This window comes from Polaribacter porphyrae, assembly GCF_002954685.1.
Classification (GTDB): Bacteria; Bacteroidota; Bacteroidia; order Flavobacteriales; family Flavobacteriaceae; genus Polaribacter; species Polaribacter porphyrae.
In genome coordinates this window covers 91,359-111,524 of the sequence record NZ_MSCN01000001.1, presented here as the reverse complement: position 1 = coordinate 111,524, position 20,166 = coordinate 91,359, and the positions used below count along the sequence as shown (strand labels likewise).

Sequence of the window (20,166 nt, the reverse complement as noted above, 5' to 3'; positions counted from 1 at the left end):
AATCAAATTGTTATTTATAAACTGAATCCGTAATGAAATTAATGGATAGCTTTTCACGAAGTTCGTTAAGAGAAACTATAATATTTTCATTTTGTTGTTCCATGACTTTTCTTTCGACAATTCGATCATACTCTGTGTAACTATAGTTATCAGAATCGAACTTATAGCCATCAAAACCTGCAAGATATACTTCTTTAACTTTTTGATCTATTAAAAGGTTTAATAAAAGGATGGTTACATTGTCATTTTTATTGCTTGTTTTTGTAGCAAGGGTATTATAGTCTACTACTTTATAATTACTGCTGTCCGAGTTTACATGAATATTAGTAGTAATAATTGCTTTTTCAGGTTCGATTTCCTCAATAAATTTGTCGTAACGTTTTTGATTTGAAAAGAAGAAATAACTGGGTTTGAAGTTTTTGGGGATATGATTTACAGCAATAGTTAATGGTTTTTTGGTATTGATAAATTTCTCTACATTTTCTTTTTGACTAATTAAACTAGGACCTGGAGCCAATACTAAAATGTTTTGATCTTTAAAAAAGTCTACACTAAAATTAATGGGTAAATCAACATTCGATTTAAAATTGAGATACAACTCTTCAATACGGTGTTTATTAAAATTCTTTTTTTCACCATTATCTAATAAGCCTAAAATTTTTTGAATATCTACAATCGACAAGTTCTTTTTATTGACTAAAAATGTAGAATAATTTGGATGACAATTAAATGAAGCTGAAAGAAAATGAGCAATTGAATAACCCCAATAATTTTCTCTATAAATAGATTCTAAATATTTATCAATTATTTCTAATAAAGGAACAATATTATATTCTGTGCTTTTTTTCTTGTTTAAAAAATTGGCTATTAGCTCTGTAGTCAAATTACCAGCGCCTCTGCCCATTCCTTGGATTGATGAATCAATTATAATTTCTCTCTCAAAATCCTTTATTTGAATAAAATCAATAGCATTTGAATAGGCTAATTGCAAGTTATTATGGGAATGATACCCTAGTCTAATATGCTTCTTTAAGTTATTTTCAAATAAATAATGTAATCTCCTAAAATCATCTCCAAACATAGCTCCAAAGCTATCCACAATGTACATAGCATAAACATTATATTTGTTTACTTCAGTTAACATTTCTAGCAATTCAGTATCAGAGTACGACAAAGTAACCATTGGCTGAACATATACTCGATATTTTTTTTCAATCAAAATTTCAATATCGTCTAGTGCTTCTCTCCAGTCCTTTCTATGAAAAGCATAGCGAATCATATTTACCGGCCCTGACTTTTTATTATAAGATGGTAAAGAGTCAATATCAAGATCCCCTTTATTTACCATCACACAAAAATCTGTACTTTCAATATCTCTGTCTAAAGATAACAACAATTCATTAACTTGACTTATTTCTGAAAAAACTGTCGAATCACTTGAGTTTTTATGCTTTTGATTTACAAAGCCACACTCTACAATTTCAATGTTAGAATCAATTAACGCCTTTACAATTGCTTTTGTTGATTCCAATGAGAACTCCCAATTGTTTACATACCCACCATCACGTAAGGTACAGTCCAAAATTTTTATTAAATTATTATTCTTCACAAGGTTAATTTTTTTAAAAGTTAATAATTAAATTGATATTACTCACAGCCTTTCAGTTTAGAATTTCAATTTAATTGTAATTATGTTTGTCATCTTTTATTGTATCATTGAATCATTAGGGATACTAATGCTAGGTTTTGCCTTCCTTAAAACCCAAAACATTTTAAATATTAATAATATCGCATTTATAACACAGAAAGAAGCAATCGTTAATAAATCATCATTAAAGTATATAGCTGTCATATTTAGTGTAGCCGCGCTTAATAAAACTGTAATGACGGAAAAAACAAGCGCAAATCTCTGTATTCTAATAACAGTAATTACCCTCCAACAAGCCCCACCTATAAAACTAAAATAAGACATTATTGACAACCATCTGGCATATGTTCCGGCTATAAACCAGTCTTCTCCAAATATAAAGCCAAATAACCAAGGACCCCAAATAATTATTATCGCATATGGGATTATCCCAATCGCGGCCAAAGCTGCGGTTGCTTTTAATAATAGCTTTCTTATGTCCTCACCTCTATTAAAATTTTTTGCAATTTTTGGGTAAAAAACATTACTGAATGATTTTGCGATAATGCTACTAGGAAGTGTAATTACCCTTGATCCTAACGCATAGAAACCAACCACAACAGGCCCAAAAAAGCCTGTAAGTAATAAAATTGGTAATTTACCTGAAATATTCCCCACAAATGATTGTGGTGCCTTATACAATGGAAAATCGCTATATTTTTTTGCCATTTTATTGACAAGGCTAATAGAAAACCAATTGGCATTCTTAATACTATTAAACCTTTTTTTAGACCAAATGAATTGACTGCATGATAATGAAGTGGCGTGAAGTACTCTTCCAAAAGTTGCTATGTAAACTAAAAACAAAGCCGTTGGACTATTCAAACCCGCTCCAATTTTGGCGACTTGAACCATAGAAGTGTTAATAACCATGATTTTTGTTATTTTTCTAAATTGTTCTTTTCTCGTTAGCCATTGATCAGCAATAATAGCACACACTCCAAAAAAAACAAATAATGGTATTAACAAAACATATGAGTCAATTTCTTTTATTTGAAATAATGAAACAATTTGGCTTTTTAAAAAAATAAATATTAATGCGACTAACAATGAAATAATCCCAGAAATCATAAATGATAATAAAACAATTGCTTTCGCATCTCCATCCTTTTTGGGCAAAACAATTGCACTTGAATAGGTTAAAGAACCAACCGATTGAATAATACCTGTAATAGCAAGAAATACTCCTAGTACTCCAAGCACTTCCGGCTCATATAGTCTTGTGATTATAGGAGAACTTCCTACCACAATAACTTGTGCTACAGCCGTTCCAGTGAACACAGTGAACACATTACGCACAAAAGGCCTATTAATTAGTCCAATGAACTGGTTTTTCATTTTTTTAATAACACTTATCTGACATGGGCGTTCCTTTGGGAAAGTCACGTTGGAACACTTTTCCTAAAAGATTGTTTAAAAATTTTGGATGCATTCCATATCCAGGACGAATACTTCTGACATTTTCTAAAGTAATTTTATCGCCAGCCTTAACATCTTTTACAATAAATAAAGAGCGAGAAAACTGACGACTTTTCTTTTTCTTTTCTGTCATTGCATAATTTACATTACCCATCATAAGTTCAGCCTTTCGAACAGCTTTAACCATTTCTGTAAACTCTTTTTCATCTAGAGAAAAATGAGCATCTGCCCCGCCAACTTCTTTATTTAATATAAAATGTTTCTCAATCACTGAAGATCCTAAACAAGTTGCAACAACAGGTCCTTCAATACCCATTGTATGATCTGACAAGCCTACTTTAACACCAAATCTTTTTTTTAAATCTGGAATCGTTAATAAATTTGCATCTGCTGGATCTGCTGGATAGGCAGAAGTACATTTTAGAATTGTTATATCATTATTATCTAAATTCTTACATGTTTCTATTGCTAACTCAATATCATCTATTTCAGCAATACCTGTAGAAATAATCATCGGCTTACCTTTACTGGCTGCATATTCTATCAAAGGAATATCTTGTATTTCGAAAGATGCTATTTTATAAATTGGTGTTTCTAATTCTTCTAAAAAATCTACAGCAGTTGTATCAAATGGAGATGAAAAACATACTAAACCTTCTTCTTTTGCAACTTTAAAAATTTCTTTATGCCATTCCCATGGAGTAAAAGCTCTTTTATATAAATCGTAAAGATATTCACCATCCCATGCAGTTCCATGATTGATTTTAAAGTAATCATTTTTACAATCTATAGTTAAAGTTTCTGCAGTATAGGTTTGTAATTTAATAGCATCAGCTCCTGATCTTTTAGCGGCTCTCACCGTCTCTAGAGCAACTTTTAAATCTCCATTATGATTTGCTGATAATTCTGCAATAATAAATGTCTTATTTTTCACAATTAAATTAATTTATTTCCAACTTCTAATTTTATTTGTGTTCTTAATTTAGTTAATTCTAATGCCCCATTCGGAGTTTTTACAATTATATTTGGTCTATTCACTAAAACTATTCCATTGTCCATTGAAGCATTAAAACCAATTTCAGAAAATTTAACCGTATCAATAATTATTTTCGTTTTTTTATAAAAAGCAAATGCACCAGGATAAGGATAGCATTGTGCTCTTACCCAATTATATATTCTCTCTCTTTGCCAACTCCATTCAATTTTACCATCTGAAGGTGTTCTTTTTCCAAAATAAGTAGCAAGGGCTTCACTTTGCTTAATAATGAGTAATTTTTTATTCTCACAGTTAGAAATTACATCAAGCACCAATTTAAAGTAATATTTTTTATACTTTTCAAGTACATCATTTCCGGTGTCAAGAATATCAATAGGAATAACGATTTGTTTTATTATACCACCCGAATCACAACCCTCATCAATTATATGAGCAGTAATTCCAGTTTCTTTTTCATTGTTAATAATAGCCCATACATGTGGTGTTCTTCCCCTATATTTTGGGAGCAGAGAACCATGAATATTAAAAGTTAGTTTACCTGAATGATTTATAATATCTTTTTCAATTAAAAAAAGGTAATTTATAGAAGCAATTATATCTACAGGTATATTTTTGATGAAGTTATACCCTCTATTATTTCTGGGGTTACCAGAGTAATATGGTATTTGTTTTAATTGGCAAAAATTAATAATATTTATTGAATTAAAATCAGTTAGCACAAAACCTATCGTAAATCTAGATTCTAGTTGAACCAAAGTATTGAGACCTAAATTACCACTTGTTAAAACACCTAAAACCATTATTTATTATTTATCTTTGAATGGATTACAACATCCAAAAAGAGATTATTAAAATAACAATGATCTTTCAAAATTGCATCTTTGAAATATCTGTTGGCTTTCAGCACTTTATATAAATGAGGTCTTAAATCAAAAGCATAAACATAAATTTTATGCATATTCAATTCATTAAATGCAACAATTTCAATCAAATTTAAAAATGAAGACCAATACAAACTGAAATAATTTTCTTCTAATTCAGTTTTCATTATAAATGAAATTTCAGCATTTCTATCTACCCAATTAACATGTACTAGTCCTCCATAGCCAATTAATTCATCATTTTTAAGAAAAGAAAATAATATTTGATTTGGTTTTTCTTGTGGAAATAATGAATAAATAGTCGTTCTATAATAATTATCTTGACTTTCTTTACTTAAAGGTTCTACTTGCCTAAGATGATACATTTGTTCGTTTCTCCACTCCATAATATCTTGCCGGTCTTCAAATCGAATTGGAACAATTTTGAATTCTTGATTTTTAAAAACATTTGTTTTTAAACAAACATATTTTAAAGGAAATATCATTCTTTTAGTTGGTATTTTAGTTCTGCTAATTTCCAATCAACATAGGTATCAATATCTTGCGCTTCTAATTCAGAAATTATTATACCTCCTGTATTAGAATTAAACAATTTTTTTTCTCTTAAAACTTGTTCTACTAAACCCCAATAAAACTGTCCAGCATCATGGTATCTATTTTCCAAATCTTGTGAGCGAGTAGACAAGTATCTGTCATTTATCATTTTAACTTTACCTTTTTCCAAACCTAATGCTCTTTGAATGGGAAAACTGAATGCTAAAATTGGGAACACAGTATCAAACCTCTCAATTATTAACTTATTATAAGCTAATTTAAGTGTATTCGGTGTCACAAAAGGAGCACAAGAATATAAGCAACAAAAATACTCGAATTCTAAATTTAATTTTCTTTTATAATCCTTAATTACCTCTTCAATAACTTGGTAAGTTGTTGCAAAATCATTAGAATTATTAACTGACCTTAAAAAAGGGACTTTAGCCCCAAAATTAATTGCAATGTCAGCAATCTCATGATCATCAGTAGAAACCATTATTTCATCAAACAATTCAGACTCTATTGCTGCTTGAATGGAATATGCAATAATAGGTTTTCCTAAAAAATCCTTAACATTTTTTCTAGGAATTCTTTTACTTCCTCCCCTAGCTGGTATAATACATATATTACCCATTAACAAATTCTTTAACTTGTTCAATCACAAAATTTTGTTCCTCTTTTGAAAGCGTAGGATACATTGGTAAGCTGATACACCTAGAATAATATTTTTCTGCATAAACAAGATTAGCATCTGCATACCCTATATTCTTATAATACGGCAAAGTATGCACTGGTACGTAATGAATTTGAGCCAAAATTCCTTTAGAGTGAAGAAAATCATACAATTCTTTTCTATTTTCTACCTCTATAACAAAAAGATGATGTGCATTATACCTCCCAACAGGCAAGTCTTGAAACTTAATTTTTCCCTTAAATGCTTTTTTATAGGCTAAAGAAATTTCATTTCTTCGCTCAACTCCTTTCTCATTCTTCGCTAGTTGCACAATTCCCAAAGCAGATTGAAAATCGGTCAAACGGTAATTGAATCCCAATTCGATCATTTCATAATACCAACCTCCATGGTTTTCTTCCATGTTTTCTTTGGTTATTCCATGAGTTCTCAAAAGCATGAGTTTGTCATACAATTCTTTAGAATTTGTAGTCAACATCCCTCCTTCTCCACAGGCGATATGCTTGACCGGGTGAAAAGAAAAAACACCGACATCGGCATAATTTCCGTTTCCACAAAAGTTTTTATCTTCTTTCGTATCAATAAAATATCCACCAGGCGCATGACAAGCATCTTCAATTATCCAAAGATCATTAGCGTCTGCCAAAGCTCTAAAATCTTCCATATTAACTGGAAGTCCAGCAAAATCAACAGGTATTATTCCCTTAAAAAAACCTTCTGGCTTTGATTCAATCAATTCTTTAACAGAACTAATATCAAGTAAATATGTATTTGGGTCAATGTCTGCAAACCAAACCTCTGCTCCTACATAACGTATACAGTTGGCTGTAGCTGCAAAAGTAATAGGAGTTGTAATTACGCGATCTCCTTTAGATAAATTTAAAGCTAGAACAGAGAGATGTAATCCAGAGGTAGCATTGTTAACTGCTACAGCATAGTTAGCTCCGACGTATTCAGCAAATTTAGATTCAAATTCTCTAACTTTTGGACCCTGAGTAAGGTTATCAGATTTTAAAGTTGATAATACTGCATCGATATCATTTTGATCTATATTTTGTCTACCGTAGGGTATTTTTCTCATTATGCTTTAAAATTTGGATCCACATGAGTTTTCACCAACTCTCTCAAAGATTCTACCGTTTCCCAGTCTGAGTTATTTCCTGAATTGTATGAAAACCCTTCAGCCACATCAACTCCATTATAGGCTTTTTTATAATCATCTTTTGAATACTGTGAATATGGTGAATTTTGTGGAAGAATTGCATAATATTTACCTACATCAACTGTATTATATGAATCAGATGCTGTTATCATCTCTTCATGTAACTTTTCTCCTGGTCGAATTCCTACTATTTTTTGTTCTAGTTTTGGAGCGATAGCAGTTGCAACATCAGTAATTTTATATGATGGTATTTTGGGAACAAATATTTCTCCTCCCCAAGCCTTTTCGATTGCATAGAAAACCATTTCACACCCATCTTGTAAGGAGATATTAAAACGTGTCATTTGATTATCTGTAATTGGAAGGAATTTTTCTCCTTTTTTCTTTTTATTTAGGAAAAAAGGCATGACAGACCCGTTTGATCCCATTACATTTCCATATCTGACAACAGAAAAACGAATATCCCTCTTTCCTTTTATATTATTTGCTGCTATAAATAATTTATCCGAAGCTAATTTAGTAGCCCCATATAGATTAATTGGAGCCGCTGCTTTATCTGTTGATAAAGCAACAACCTCACTAACTCCAGATTCCAATGCTGCATCAATAACATTTTCTGCACCATTAATATTAGTTTTCACGCATTCCATAGGATTGTATTCAGCTAAATGAACATGTTTCATAGCTGCTGCATGAATTACAATATCAACCCCTTCAAAAGCTCTTTTTAACCTTTCTTTATCTCTAACATCTCCGATAAAGTATCTCATAACAGGATATTTATCTTCAGGAAATTCTTGAGCCATTTGAAAATGTTTTTGCTCATCCCTGGATAAAATTACGAGTTTTTTTAAATCTGTATTTCTTTCAAGAATTAGTTTTGTAAACATTTTACCAAAAGATCCTGTTCCTCCAGTAATTAGAATAGATTTATTATTAAGGTTTAACATAATTTTTCTTAGTAATTATTTTTTAAATGGGTGTTTTTCAAGTGGTTTTTTTACAAAAGGGTGATATTCTCCTTTTATGCCAATAGGTTCAGTATTTCTTATATTATGTACTATCTCAATTGCTTGCCTTGCATCTTCCAATCCATATCCATTTCCATCGAGAATACCTTCATAAACTTGAGTATGCAAATCTGTAAAACCTCCACTAAATTCTAATTCTTCTCCTTCGATGGTTATAGACCTATACGTTCTTTGACCTTTAGATTTAATTTCTTGTGGCAAAACGTCGTAACTTATAGATAAAAACCATCTTACTCTCGCTCTTTCAAATTCTAAATAACCAGAAGCTCTATCGTGTGTATGAATGTGAACTATATTTTCTTTTACATTCCCAAAAATCCAAGATAACATATCATAAAAATGAACTCCAATGTTTGTTGCAATTCCTCCAGACTTGGTAACATCTCCTTTCCAAGAAGTATAATACCAATTTCCTCTTGAAGTTAAATAGGTTAAGTCGACATCAAACACTTTATCCTTGGGTACTGCTTCAATTTTTTTCTTCAAATCTATAATGCTTTGGTGCATTCTTAATTGTAAAATATTATAGACTCTTTGCCCAGATTCTCTTTCCATTCTTTGAAGGGCATCTAAATTCCAAGGATTCAGTACTAATGGTTTTTCACAAATCGCATCTGCACCTCTACGCAAAGCCATTCTAATATGTGCATCATGAAGGTAATTTGGTGTGCAAATACTAATATAATCTAATCCGATTCCTTTATCATATTTTAATTTCTCTAAATGTCTATCAAAACGTTCAGTTTCAACAAAAAAATCTGCTTCTGGAAAATAACTATCCATCACACCTACACTATCAAAAGTATCTAAAGCAGCCAAAAGATTGTTTTTTGTATCTTTGATAGCTTTTAAATGTCTTGGTGCAATATAACCTGAAGCTCCAATTAGGGCAAAGTTTTTCATTTTAAATTTATTCTATTTTTTTAACTATATTTTCTTTGATTCTATATCATTTATTACTTTCTATGCAAGTAACTATTCCATTCTTATCAAAATGAAAGCTTTTTCATATTCGCTTGAACTGACAATTTATTTTGAATGATCACCTACTTTAGAGCAAAATCTAATGTTTCTTTAGTGCCACACTTCCATAATGTACAAAAGTAAATTGCCCAATATTATTTTCACCTACTATAGTTACATTTTTACCAATACTTACTTTTTTATTTAATATTGTTTAAGGCACCAACTTTTCCTATTTTACAGTATCTAGAGTCATAACATCCGTAAAAAAACATTGAAAAGCCTAAAATAAAATATACCCTCTTCACAAATTACACCTATTTAAATCGAACATTACTTTGTAGTTTGTCATTGTATACAAAATACTACATATTAAAAAATCACTAAATTTTTGTAATTAACACATTTTTTCCCTAAAATAAAATTTAAAGTCTTGAGAGAAGATGTCAAATTTTAGTTTTATTTCACATTTGACAATCTTTACCCATAACTGCAGTTTAACTCGCAAAGTATTTTACTTTTTTTTTACATTTTTTAAATTTTAGTTGCCATCAACCTAGCTCAAAAACGAATATGATTCCTCTATTTAGTTTTCAAATTTTCCTGCATTAGCATTAACACAGATAACTCTATTTTTCATCTCCCAAAACAAGTGTCAGAAACTAAAACTTACATATTTTAGACCTATAACTTTAAAACTAATACTGAAATTGAGATTGACTCTTATTTCGTTTACAACTTTACATTAGTTTTTGTAGTTATATGCTGTGCTATTTTGATTTTTATTTAAATTAAAATAACTTACATCTAATTCTAATGTAGATAATTATCTGTAATTACACACCCATTATTTTATAGTAAATATTTACTCATTTTAGACACAAATACTTCACTTTATCCTACGGCTTCGCCATCACCACTCACAGTAATGAATTATTCACTCACTAAAAATTTTCAATTGATCAACTCAATTGAAATGATACTACAGCGCCTAAACTTTGCAATCTAGCCATGCATTTCTTTCCTTGTAACTTAAGTATTTTTGCATCTTGATTCAATAAAGGTACATTGATAATATCACCCTCTGAAAGGTTCTTTACTTCTATATTAAATTTATTTTCTAAATAACATTTCATTGCCAATACCTCATCATTAGAGATGCAAGCACGTTTTCCTTGCTCAAATAAATACCGAACTACTCCTGTTACTTGGAATACTTTACTGGTGTCTTGCTCATCGAGATGAACCAATACCATAGAAGGCAATAACGGCACTTCTACTTTTTTACTCCGGTCAGACCATTGCCTAACCTCTAATCTAGTAGGTGCATAGACTTCTATACCTATGGCAGAAAGTCGTTCAGTAACTTTCAACTCATTTCTAGGCTTGGTATGCAGGACAAACCAGTTTTTTGTATTCATTTTTATTTTTGAAATGTTAATAATGACACCAAATTTAACCTTAATTTTATTTTTAATGTACTACTCTAACTATAATGCTTTATCTCTTTGGTTTTTAGGTAAACAATTTTTAACATCATAAACAACAGAACTAGATTTCTTTAATATTTCTAAATCCAACTCTTTGAATTTGTCATGTGCGACAGTCAAAACAATGGCATCAAATTTTTTGTTAGGTAAAAGGGTTGTCGAATTCAAACCATACTCATGCAACACCTCTTCCTCGTTTGCCCATGGGTCATAGATGGTAACGTCTGTACCATATTCTTTTAAAGTCAAAATTACATCTACAGCCTTTGTATTACGAACATCAGGGCAGTTTTCTTTAAACGTAATACCTAAAACCAATACATTAGCCTCTTTTATTTTTATGTCTTCAGCAATCATTAATTTAACAACTTCAGAAGCTACAAATTCCCCCATACTATCATTTAAACGTCTTCCTGCTAAAATAATCTCTGGATGATAACCATATTCTTGAGCTTTTTGAGCAAGGTAGTATGGATCTACACCTATACAATGTCCACCAACTAAACCTGGTTTAAATGGTAAAAAATTCCATTTTGTACCAGCTGCCTCTAAAACATCATGGGTATTAATATTCATTAATCCAAAAATTTTTGCTAATTCATTTACAAATGCAATGTTAATATCTCTTTGAGAATTTTCTATCACTTTAGCTGCTTCAGCTACTTTGATTGTTGGTGCTAAATGTGTACCTGCTGTAATTACAGATTTATACAAATTATCTATTTTAACCCCAATATTACGTGTTGAACCTGATGTAACTTTTAATATTTTCTCAACAGTATGTTGCTTATCTCCTGGGTTAATTCTTTCAGGTGAGTATCCCGCATAAAAATCTTCATTAAATTTAAGGCCTGATATTTTTTCTAAAACTGGAATACATTCCTCTTCAGTAGCTCCAGGATAAACAGTAGATTCATAAATTACAATATCTCCTTTTGCCAAAACCCCTCCAACAGTTTCACTTGCTTTTATTAAAGGTGTTAAAATAGGTCTATTATTTTTATCAACAGGTGTAGGGACTGTCACAATAAAGTAACTACAATCTTTAATATCATCAGTAGATGTTGTACAAAAAAGACCTTTATATAAATTATTTTTATCAACTAAAACCGATTTCAATATATCATTCTCAACTTCCAATGTTGAATCAACTCCAGTCATTAATTCATCTACTCTTTCTCTATTTATGTCAAATCCAATAACTGAATATTTTGTAGCAAACAGCCTTGCTAATGGCAAACCAACGTAACCTAAACCTATTACTGCAATTTTATTTTCTTTCATTTTTTTATAAATTTTCCCAGTACCATTTAACGGATTTTTTAAGCCCTTCTTGTAATGAAAATTGTGGGCTGTATTTTAATCTGCTTTTTGCTTTTTCTATACTGGCATGAGAATGAGGTATATCTCCTACCCTATTTGGTCCATACTTAATTTCAATATCTAAAACGTCTGGTTTAAATTCCATCAAACAATCTTTCAAGTACTCTATTAAATCGTTTAAGGTATTTCTGCTACCATATGCAACATTGTAAACTGAATTTGTAGCAGCTTGATCGGCAATTAAACTCAAAATATTAGCTTGAATTACATTGTCAATATAAGTAAAATCTCTAGAAAAAGAACCATCTCCGTTAATTACAGGAGATTTACCTGACATTAATTTTTTTACAAATTTAGGAATAACGGCTGCATAAGCACCATCTGAATCTTGCCTTCTTCCAAATACATTAAAATATCTTAAACCAATTGTTTCGATTCCGTAAGTTTTTGAAAATACATCAGCATATAGTTCGTTAACATATTTTGTAATTGCATATGGAGAAAGTGGCTTACCAATAACGTCCTCAATTTTAGGTAAACTAGAAGAGTCCCCATATGTAGAAGAACTTGCCGCATAAACAAAGCGTTTTACTTTATTATCCCTTGAAGCAACTAACATGTTTAAAAAACCATTAATATTAACTTCATTTGAAGTTATGGGGTCTTTGATAGATCTAGGAACTGAACCTAATGCAGCTTGATGTAAAACAAAATCAACATTTTCAGTAGCCTTTAGGCAATCATTTAAATTTCTAATATCCCCAGTTATATGTCTAAATCTACTATTATTTTTAAAAGTAGAAATATTACTTTCTCTACCTGTTGCAAAATTATCTAAACACACTACATAGCAACCAAGAGATAGAAGATACTCACAAAGGTTAGAGCCTATAAAACCAGCACCACCTGTAACTAAAACTCTTTTTTCTTTTATTTTTTCATACATATGAATTAATTTCCTTTTAAAGTACGAAAGTATAAAAAATAACTTATTTCTTATATTTTTATAGCTATAATATTATTTCTTTTTAAGAAGCCATGATGAAGATTGAATCTTATCTCCTAAACCATCGACTAGTTTAACGCCTAACTCTTTACAAATTGTACTTTCAGGTATAGAGTTATTATTCTGATCACCACCATTTGCGAATGAAAATTTAAAATCATTTTTAAATTTATTAACTATATAATTAATAGTTTCACAAACGGTTTTATCTTTATCTATTGATAAAAAAGCCTTATCTACAGCTTTAATATTTTCAACAATCAACAATCTTTCACTCTCTTTTTGAAATTCTTTTGACCTCTTTAGAGTTCTTTGATAATCGTTATTTACAATAACAAACAATAAATCTGAAATAGATTTAGCTTGATTAAAATATTCTATATGACCTTTATGGATAGGATTAAAATAACCAGAAACAATTACAACATTTTTTTTCATAATTCAGTTAAAATTATTTTTAATTAAAAAATCCTTTACAAATATTTGTAAAGGATTGTTATTGTGGGCGCGAAGGGATTCGAACCCCTGACCCCTTGGGTGTAAACCAAGTGCTCTGAACCAACTGAGCTACGCGCCCTATAATAGCGGATGCAAATATATAATAGATTTTAAACTTACCAAAAGAAAAAGTTAATTATTATTCAAAATAATTTAATGTTACATAACCTCCATCTTTTAAATACTGTTCTTTCTCCATTAAACTTAAATCTCCTTGCATCATATCCTTAACCAAATCTTGCAAATTGTACTTGCATTCCCAGCCTAACTTGTTCTTTGCTTTTGTTGCGTCACCGATCAATAATTCTACTTCTGTGGGTCTAAAATATTTAGGATCAATAGCTAATATTTGTTTTCCTTCTTCAAGTTGGTACTTTTTGTTATTACAAGATTTTATATATCCTTTTTCCTCTACACCTTCTCCTTTAAATTCTAACTTGATACCAACTTCATCAAAACTCATTCTTACAAAATCTCTAACGGTTGTTGTTTTACCTGTAGCTATAACCCAATCTTCTGGCTCCTTTGCTTGTAAAATTAACCACATCATTCTTACATAATCTTTTGCATGCCCCCAATCTCTTTTTGCATCTAAATTACCCAAATAAAGCTTATCCTGTAATCCCAACGCAATTCTTGATACTGCCCTTGTTATTTTTCTAGTTACAAAGGTTTCCCCTCTTAAAGGTGATTCATGATTAAATAAAATTCCATTACAAGAAAACATACCATAAGCTTCTCTGTAGTTAACAGTTATCCAATAAGCATACATTTTTGCAACTGCGTAAGGAGACCTAGGATAAAATGGTGTTGTTTCTGTTTGTGGAACTTCTTGAACTTTTCCATATAATTCTGAAGTTGAGGCTTGATAAATTCTTGTTTTCTTTTCTAAACCAAGTAATCTAACAGCATCTAAAATTCTTAACGTCCCTAGTCCATCTGCGTTTCCTGTATATTCTGGTGTTTCAAAAGATACAGCTACATGGCTCATTGCAGCTAAATTATAAATTTCATCTGGTTGAATTTCTTTAATCAAACGCGTAATGTTTGTACTGTCTGTCATATCACCATAATGCAAAAAGAAATTCCTGTTATCTACATGTGGATCTTGATATAAATGATCAATTCTATCAGTATTAAAAAGGGAAGATCTTCTTTTCATTCCATGAACTTTATAGCCTTTTTTCAGCAAAAACTCACTTAAATAAGCACCATCTTGTCCTGTTACTCCTGTTATAAATGCAACTTTCATATTTTAAATATCTTCTAATTTTACTTCTTTAATATTTTCTATGTTTTCTAAAAACCATTGATAAGTTTTTGAAATCCCTTCATTTAACTCTGTAGAAAACTGCCAACCTAAATCTTTCATTTTAGAAACATCCATTAACTTTCTTGGTGTTCCATCTGGTTTTTCTGAATCCCAAATAATTTTTCCCTGATGTCCAATTTCTTGTTGGATAGTTTCAGCCAATTCTTTTATTGTAATATCTTTTCCTGTACCAATATTATATAAAAATTCTGACATTTTATTTTCTAACGCAAAAACAACAGCATTTGCCATATCATCTACAAATAGGAATTCACGCATTGGGGTTCCACTTCCCCATAAAATAACATCAGTATGATTGTTGAGTTTTGCCTCATGAAATTTACGAATCATTGCTGGTAAAACATGTGATGTTTTTAAATCAAAATTATCATAAAAACCATATAAATTTGTAGGCATTAAACTAACGTAGTCTTTTTTAAATTGTTTTCTAATAGCTTGGCAAGCTTTTACACCTGTTATTTTAGCAATTGCATACCATTCATTGGTTGGCTCTAATGAGTCCGTTAACAAACATTCTTCTTTTAGGGGTTGTTTCGCTAATTTTGGATAAATGCAAGAACTGCCTAAAAAGATAAATTTCTTTACCCCGTTTTGTAAAGAACTATCAATTAAATTATTTTGAATTTGCATATTTTCCATTAAAAATTGATATGGAAAATCATTATTTGCCAAAATACCACCAACTCTTGCAGCTGCATCTATTACAACATCTGGTTTTTCTATTTTAAAAAAATTACCTACTTCTTGTTGATTTCTTAAATCTAATTCCTTGCTCGATTTTCCTATTAAACTTGTGTATCCTTTACTTTCTAGAGCGCGCCAAACTGCTGTACCAACCATACCTTTATGACCTGCAATATAAATTTTTGTATTTTTATTTAAACTCATTTTCTAAATAATTTCTGCAACAACAAATGTACTACCTCCAATATAAATTAAATCGCCTTTATTTGCATTTGTAGTTGCTTTCTTATATGCTTTTTTCACAGAGCTATACACATCTCCTTGTAAACCAAATTTTTTAGCTTCTTTTTGTAAAATTTTGGCAGATAAACCTCTTGGAATATCTGGTTGACAAAAATAGTAAATTGCTTTTGCAGAAAATAATTGTAAAATTTCATCTATTTTTTTATCAGAAACAATACCTAAAACAATATGCAGATTCGTATATTTTTCTTTTTTTAATTGGTGCAAAACAATTTGCAAACCTTCTTTATTATGTGCAGTATCACAAATTACTTTAGGGTTTTCTACCAAAATTTGCCACCTGCCTTTTAAATTGGTGTTTTTTACTACGTTTAATAAACCTTCTTTTATATTTTTTGAGGATACTTTAAATTCCTGTAATTGTTTTACAGCTATTACAGCAGTATTCATATTTTTCTGTTGATAATTACCAAATAAATCAGTCTTATAGTCTCTTTTAAAATCTGAAGCAAATGTTATTAATGCATTACAATCTTTTGCTTTTTCTAGAAAAAGGTCCTCAACCTCAACTTGTCTTTCTCCAATTATTATAGGTATATTATTTTTTATAATCCCTGCTTTTTCTAAAGCTATTTCTGGTAAAGTTTCTCCTAAAAATTGTGTATGATCTAAGCCTATATTGGTAATTACTGAAAGCTCTGGAGTTATAATATTTGTAGAGTCTAATCTACCTCCTAAACCCACTTCTATAATTGCAATATCTACCTTTTCTTTAGCAAAATAATTGAAAGCCAGACCTACTGTCATTTCAAAAAAAGATAACTTCTGGGCTTCTAAAAATGATTTGTATTTTGTTATGAATGAAGATACTTTTTGTTTTGGAATTTCCTTACCATCAATACGAATTCTTTCTGTAAAGTTTTTTAAATGAGGAGAAGTGTAGAGTCCTACTTTATAACCAGCTTCTTGTAAAATTGACGCTAACATATGACTTGTAGAACCTTTGCCATTTGTGCCACCAACATGAATTGATTTGAACTTTTTTTCAGGATGATTTAGAACTTCTGAAAATGCTAAAATATTGGTTAAATCCTTTTTAAAAGCAGTTTTTCCTTGCCTTTGATACATTGGCAATTGTGCAAACATCCAATCTAATGTTTGTTTGTAATTCATATAAAATTAAATTTTTCCTATTTGATAGTATTCAAATCCTTTTTCTTTAAGGTTAAAGAAATTATATTGATTTCTACCATCAAAAATAATGGGTGATTTTAACTTTAGCTTAATCTCTTCGAAATCTGGAGATCGAAATTCTTTCCATTCTGTCATCAATATTAATGCATCAGCATTATCTAAAACTTGATATTTAGAATCGAAGTATTCAATATTGTTTAATTCTGACAAGTATAACTCTTTAGCTTTATCAATAGCTTTTGGATCATAAACTTTTACAGAGGCTCCTTTTTCTAACAATTCTTTTATTACATAAATTGATGGAGCTTCTCTAACATCATCTGTACCTGGCTTAAATGACAACCCCCAAATTGCAAAATTTTTGCTTGATAAATCTTCACCAAATTTATCTATAACTTTATTTGCAATAATTAACTTTTGAGCATCATTTACCTTTTCTACTGAAGATATTAACTTTGTTTCATATCCAAAATTTTTAGCAATTTTATGTAAAGCTTTTACATCTTTTGGAAAACATGAACCACCATAACCAGCACCAGGATAAATAAAATTATAGCCAATTCTACTATCTGAACCTATACCAATCCTTACTTTATTTACATCAGCACCTACTTTTTCGCATATGACAGCTATCTCATTTATGAAAGAAATTTTTGTAGCCAACATTGCATTAGCAGCATATTTAGTCATTTCAGATGAGCGAATATCCATTCTTATAAAACGATCATGAGTTCTAAAAAAAGGAGAATATAGTTGCTCCATTTTATTGAAAGTTTCTTCAGATTCTGCTCCAATTACAATGCGATCTGGCTTCATAAAATCTGTAATTGCTGTACCTTCTTTTAAGAATTCAGGATTAGAAACAACACTAAAGGATAGATTCTCACTTCTTTTATCGAGTTCCTCTTTAATTATTTTTTTTACTTTGTCAGCAGTGCCAACTGGAACAGTTGATTTATTTACTATAATTATATCGTTCTTTATAATTTTACCAATTTGCTTAGTTGCTTCTAAAAAATATTTTAACTCAACATCTCCATTTTCTTTCATTGGAGTTCCAACTGCAATAAAAACAATTTCAGAATTTAATAGAGAATAGGATAAGTTATCATGAAAAAATAATGTTTTATTACTATTTTTTATAATCAGGTTAGTTAACCCAGGCTCAAAGATTGGGATAATACCTTTATTTAAATTCTTAATTTTAGTAGAATCTAAATCGATACATGTTACTTGATTTCCCATTTCAGAAAAGCAAGCTCCAGAAGTTAGACCAACATAGCCACAACCTATAACTGTAATTTTCAAATTACTTATCTTTAGTTTTCAAATTTTCTTTTTCTTGGACTTCTCTTCTTAAGCCACTACTAGAAAAGCGATGTTCTCTTTTATTAAAATATAAGTCAATACCTTTTTCTTCACAATATTTTCTTCCTGTAAATTGCTTACTAGCATATTCTTCTCCAATTATTCTAACATCAATTTTAAAAGAACGTAATACATCCTCTAAATCTTGTTCAGTTGCATAAGGTATAATCTCATCAACAAATTTACAGCCTTTTAGCTGAATATATCTTTCAACCACAGATTGTACTGGTTTATTTTTACCTGGCCTATCTAATGTAGGATCAGTTTGCAAGCCACATATCAAATAATCGCACTGTCTTTTTGCATCTTCTAACATTGTTATATGACCAGCATGTAACAAATCAAAAGAACTAAATGTTATACCAACTTTCATAAAATATTTTTTACAAATTTAATTGTTTAATGGAAAAAATAGTTTTTAATTCTAATAATATCTATTCTGTCAAAGAAAACTTATAGATAATAGTACCTATTTGTTTTGATGGAGCTTTTTCATCAGCATTCCATTGTGTTCTTAACGCAGCTGCTTTTGCAGGTTTTAATAAACAGGTAGCTGTATTTGTTGAACCCTTTACTCCTGGAATTGCCTTAATAACTTTACCATTTTTATCAACCTCAATTCTTACAACTACGATACCTTCTTCTTGACAATCTGGTTGTTCTTTTGGTTTTGATAAAGCTTTTCTACCTGCTAAATTATAATTTCCTCCAGAACCACTACCCGTATTTCCATAATATTTATTAGAATCAGGGTCTCCTTTTTTATTTCCTTTTACCCCATTTTTATTATCATCTCCCTCACCTTTTGGCTCACCTTTATCTGCATTACCATTTAACAAACTGTTTAATGCATCTGTTGTTTCTTTTGATGGTTTTGGCTTTGGTTTTTCTTTGGGAATTTCTTTTTTCTCAACCTCTTTAACAGGCTCTTTTTTTACTTCTTTTACTTTCTCTACTACAGGTACATCTTTAGTAGTATCATCTGTAATAATTTCTTCTTTAATAATTTCTTTTGGAGTTTCTTTAACCTCTTCTACTACCTCTTTCTTCTCAACTACTTTTGGAGAAGCTACTTTTTTAGTCGTTTTTACGGGGTCTCCTTTACCCACATTAGAATCTCCGAAATTAATAGCCAAACCATATTCTTCTGGTGGATCTAAATAAGTCATTCCAAAATTGAAGACTACAAACAACAATAACAACAAAATTATTGTTGTTATTGTTGCTGACTTTCTTTTATGCTTTGTTTCTAAAAACCTCATTTACTTCCCTTTTACAGCTAAAATCATTTTTAATTTATTTTTATTAGCTATATCTATTACCTTCATCACATTTTTATAAGGCACATCTTTGTCTCCTCTAATCACAATCGTTTTCTTTTTATCTGTACCTACGCTTTTCAATAATTCACTTTCTAATCTTGATGAATTAATACGAGTTTTATCAATATAAAATTGAGATTTACTAGTAATAGTTACTGCAACAGATTTGTTATTTTCTGTTTTACCTCCTGCCTTTGGCAATAACACATCAATAGCACTAACAGTAACTAAAGTTGAGGTAAGCATAAAAAATATCAACAGTAAAAACACAATATCTGTCATTGATGACATATTGAATGATGGATCTACTTTATTTCTTCCTCTTAAATTCATTTTTATT

Annotated in this window: 20 protein-coding genes and 1 tRNA gene; all 21 read right to left on the bottom strand. The window is 30.1% G+C overall.

The window, feature by feature from the left end:
• Positions 1-10: 10 nt before the first annotated feature.
• Positions 11-1,609, bottom strand: coding sequence for an aldolase catalytic domain-containing protein (locus BTO18_RS00535; protein ID WP_170063208.1), 1,599 nt, complete (start codon positions 1,607-1,609; stop codon positions 11-13).
• A gap of 96 nt (positions 1,610-1,705) precedes the next feature.
• Complete coding sequence (locus tag BTO18_RS00530; RefSeq protein WP_105014341.1) at positions 1,706-3,025, bottom strand: lipopolysaccharide biosynthesis protein; 1,320 nt, start codon at positions 3,023-3,025, stop codon at positions 1,706-1,708.
• A 4-nt stretch (positions 3,026-3,029) separates the two neighbouring features.
• Positions 3,030-4,040, bottom strand: a complete 1,011-nt coding sequence (pseI, locus tag BTO18_RS00525; protein WP_105014340.1) for a pseudaminic acid synthase — start codon at positions 4,038-4,040, stop codon at positions 3,030-3,032.
• Positions 4,041-4,042: 2 nt separating this feature from the next.
• On the bottom strand, positions 4,043-4,903 hold the full coding sequence (locus BTO18_RS00520) for a methionyl-tRNA formyltransferase (RefSeq protein ID WP_105014339.1): 861 nt from the start codon (positions 4,901-4,903) through the stop codon (positions 4,043-4,045).
• Entirely contained in the window at positions 4,903-5,469 is a 567-nt protein-coding gene (locus tag BTO18_RS00515; RefSeq protein WP_105014338.1) for a GNAT family N-acetyltransferase, read from the bottom strand. The genes BTO18_RS00520 and BTO18_RS00515 overlap by 1 nt, the downstream gene beginning before the upstream one ends.
• Positions 5,466-6,152, bottom strand: coding sequence for a pseudaminic acid cytidylyltransferase (gene pseF, locus BTO18_RS00510; protein WP_105014337.1), 687 nt, complete (start codon positions 6,150-6,152; stop codon positions 5,466-5,468). The genes BTO18_RS00515 and pseF overlap by 4 nt, the downstream gene beginning before the upstream one ends.
• The gene (gene pseC / locus BTO18_RS00505; RefSeq protein ID WP_105014336.1) at positions 6,145-7,290 is read right to left on the bottom strand and encodes a UDP-4-amino-4,6-dideoxy-N-acetyl-beta-L-altrosamine transaminase; all 1,146 of its coding nucleotides are present in this window, start codon (positions 7,288-7,290) and stop codon (positions 6,145-6,147) included. Before pseC ends, pseF begins: the two co-directional genes overlap by 8 nt.
• A complete protein-coding gene (gene pseB / locus BTO18_RS00500; RefSeq protein ID WP_105014335.1) occupies positions 7,290-8,321 on the bottom strand; it encodes a UDP-N-acetylglucosamine 4,6-dehydratase (inverting) in 1,032 nt (343 codons plus the stop codon). The genes pseC and pseB overlap by 1 nt, the downstream gene beginning before the upstream one ends.
• A 15-nt stretch (positions 8,322-8,336) precedes the next feature.
• Entirely contained in the window at positions 8,337-9,305 is a 969-nt protein-coding gene (locus BTO18_RS00495) for a Gfo/Idh/MocA family protein (protein ID WP_105014334.1), read from the bottom strand.
• A gap of 1,022 nt (positions 9,306-10,327) precedes the next feature.
• Complete coding sequence (locus BTO18_RS00490) at positions 10,328-10,786, bottom strand: transcription termination/antitermination NusG family protein (RefSeq protein ID WP_105014333.1); 459 nt, start codon at positions 10,784-10,786, stop codon at positions 10,328-10,330.
• A 69-nt stretch (positions 10,787-10,855) separates the two neighbouring features.
• Positions 10,856-12,139, bottom strand: coding sequence for a nucleotide sugar dehydrogenase (locus BTO18_RS00485; protein ID WP_105014332.1), 1,284 nt, complete (start codon positions 12,137-12,139; stop codon positions 10,856-10,858).
• 4 nt (positions 12,140-12,143) lie between these two features.
• Positions 12,144-13,124 carry an SDR family oxidoreductase gene (locus BTO18_RS00480; RefSeq protein WP_211295553.1) on the bottom strand — a complete coding sequence of 327 codons (981 nt, stop codon included), beginning with the start codon at positions 13,122-13,124 and terminating at the stop codon, positions 12,144-12,146.
• A gap of 72 nt (positions 13,125-13,196) precedes the next feature.
• Positions 13,197-13,622, bottom strand: a complete 426-nt coding sequence (locus tag BTO18_RS00475) for an adenylyltransferase/cytidyltransferase family protein (RefSeq protein ID WP_105014331.1) — start codon at positions 13,620-13,622, stop codon at positions 13,197-13,199.
• A gap of 64 nt (positions 13,623-13,686) precedes the next feature.
• A tRNA-Val gene (locus BTO18_RS00470) sits at positions 13,687-13,761 on the bottom strand.
• Between the two features lie 60 nt (positions 13,762-13,821).
• Positions 13,822-14,934, bottom strand: a complete 1,113-nt coding sequence (gene gmd / locus BTO18_RS00465) for a GDP-mannose 4,6-dehydratase (RefSeq protein ID WP_105014330.1) — start codon at positions 14,932-14,934, stop codon at positions 13,822-13,824.
• A gap of 3 nt (positions 14,935-14,937) precedes the next feature.
• The gene (locus BTO18_RS00460) at positions 14,938-15,903 is read right to left on the bottom strand and encodes a GDP-L-fucose synthase family protein (protein WP_105014329.1); all 966 of its coding nucleotides are present in this window, start codon (positions 15,901-15,903) and stop codon (positions 14,938-14,940) included.
• 3 nt (positions 15,904-15,906) lie between these two features.
• Positions 15,907-17,115, bottom strand: coding sequence for a bifunctional folylpolyglutamate synthase/dihydrofolate synthase (locus BTO18_RS00455; RefSeq protein WP_105014328.1), 1,209 nt, complete (start codon positions 17,113-17,115; stop codon positions 15,907-15,909).
• 6 nt (positions 17,116-17,121) lie between these two features.
• The gene (locus BTO18_RS00450; RefSeq protein ID WP_105014327.1) at positions 17,122-18,444 is read right to left on the bottom strand and encodes a UDP-glucose dehydrogenase family protein; all 1,323 of its coding nucleotides are present in this window, start codon (positions 18,442-18,444) and stop codon (positions 17,122-17,124) included.
• A 1-nt stretch (position 18,445) separates the two neighbouring features.
• Positions 18,446-18,877 (bottom strand): adenylyltransferase/cytidyltransferase family protein, encoded by a 432-nt coding sequence (locus tag BTO18_RS00445; protein WP_105014326.1) that lies wholly within the window; start codon positions 18,875-18,877, stop codon positions 18,446-18,448.
• 61 nt (positions 18,878-18,938) lie between these two features.
• Complete coding sequence (locus BTO18_RS00440) at positions 18,939-19,766, bottom strand: energy transducer TonB (RefSeq protein ID WP_105014325.1); 828 nt, start codon at positions 19,764-19,766, stop codon at positions 18,939-18,941.
• Positions 19,767-20,159, bottom strand: coding sequence for an ExbD/TolR family protein (locus BTO18_RS00435; protein ID WP_105014324.1), 393 nt, complete (start codon positions 20,157-20,159; stop codon positions 19,767-19,769). It abuts the gene before it with no gap.
• Positions 20,160-20,166 lie beyond the last annotated feature (7 nt).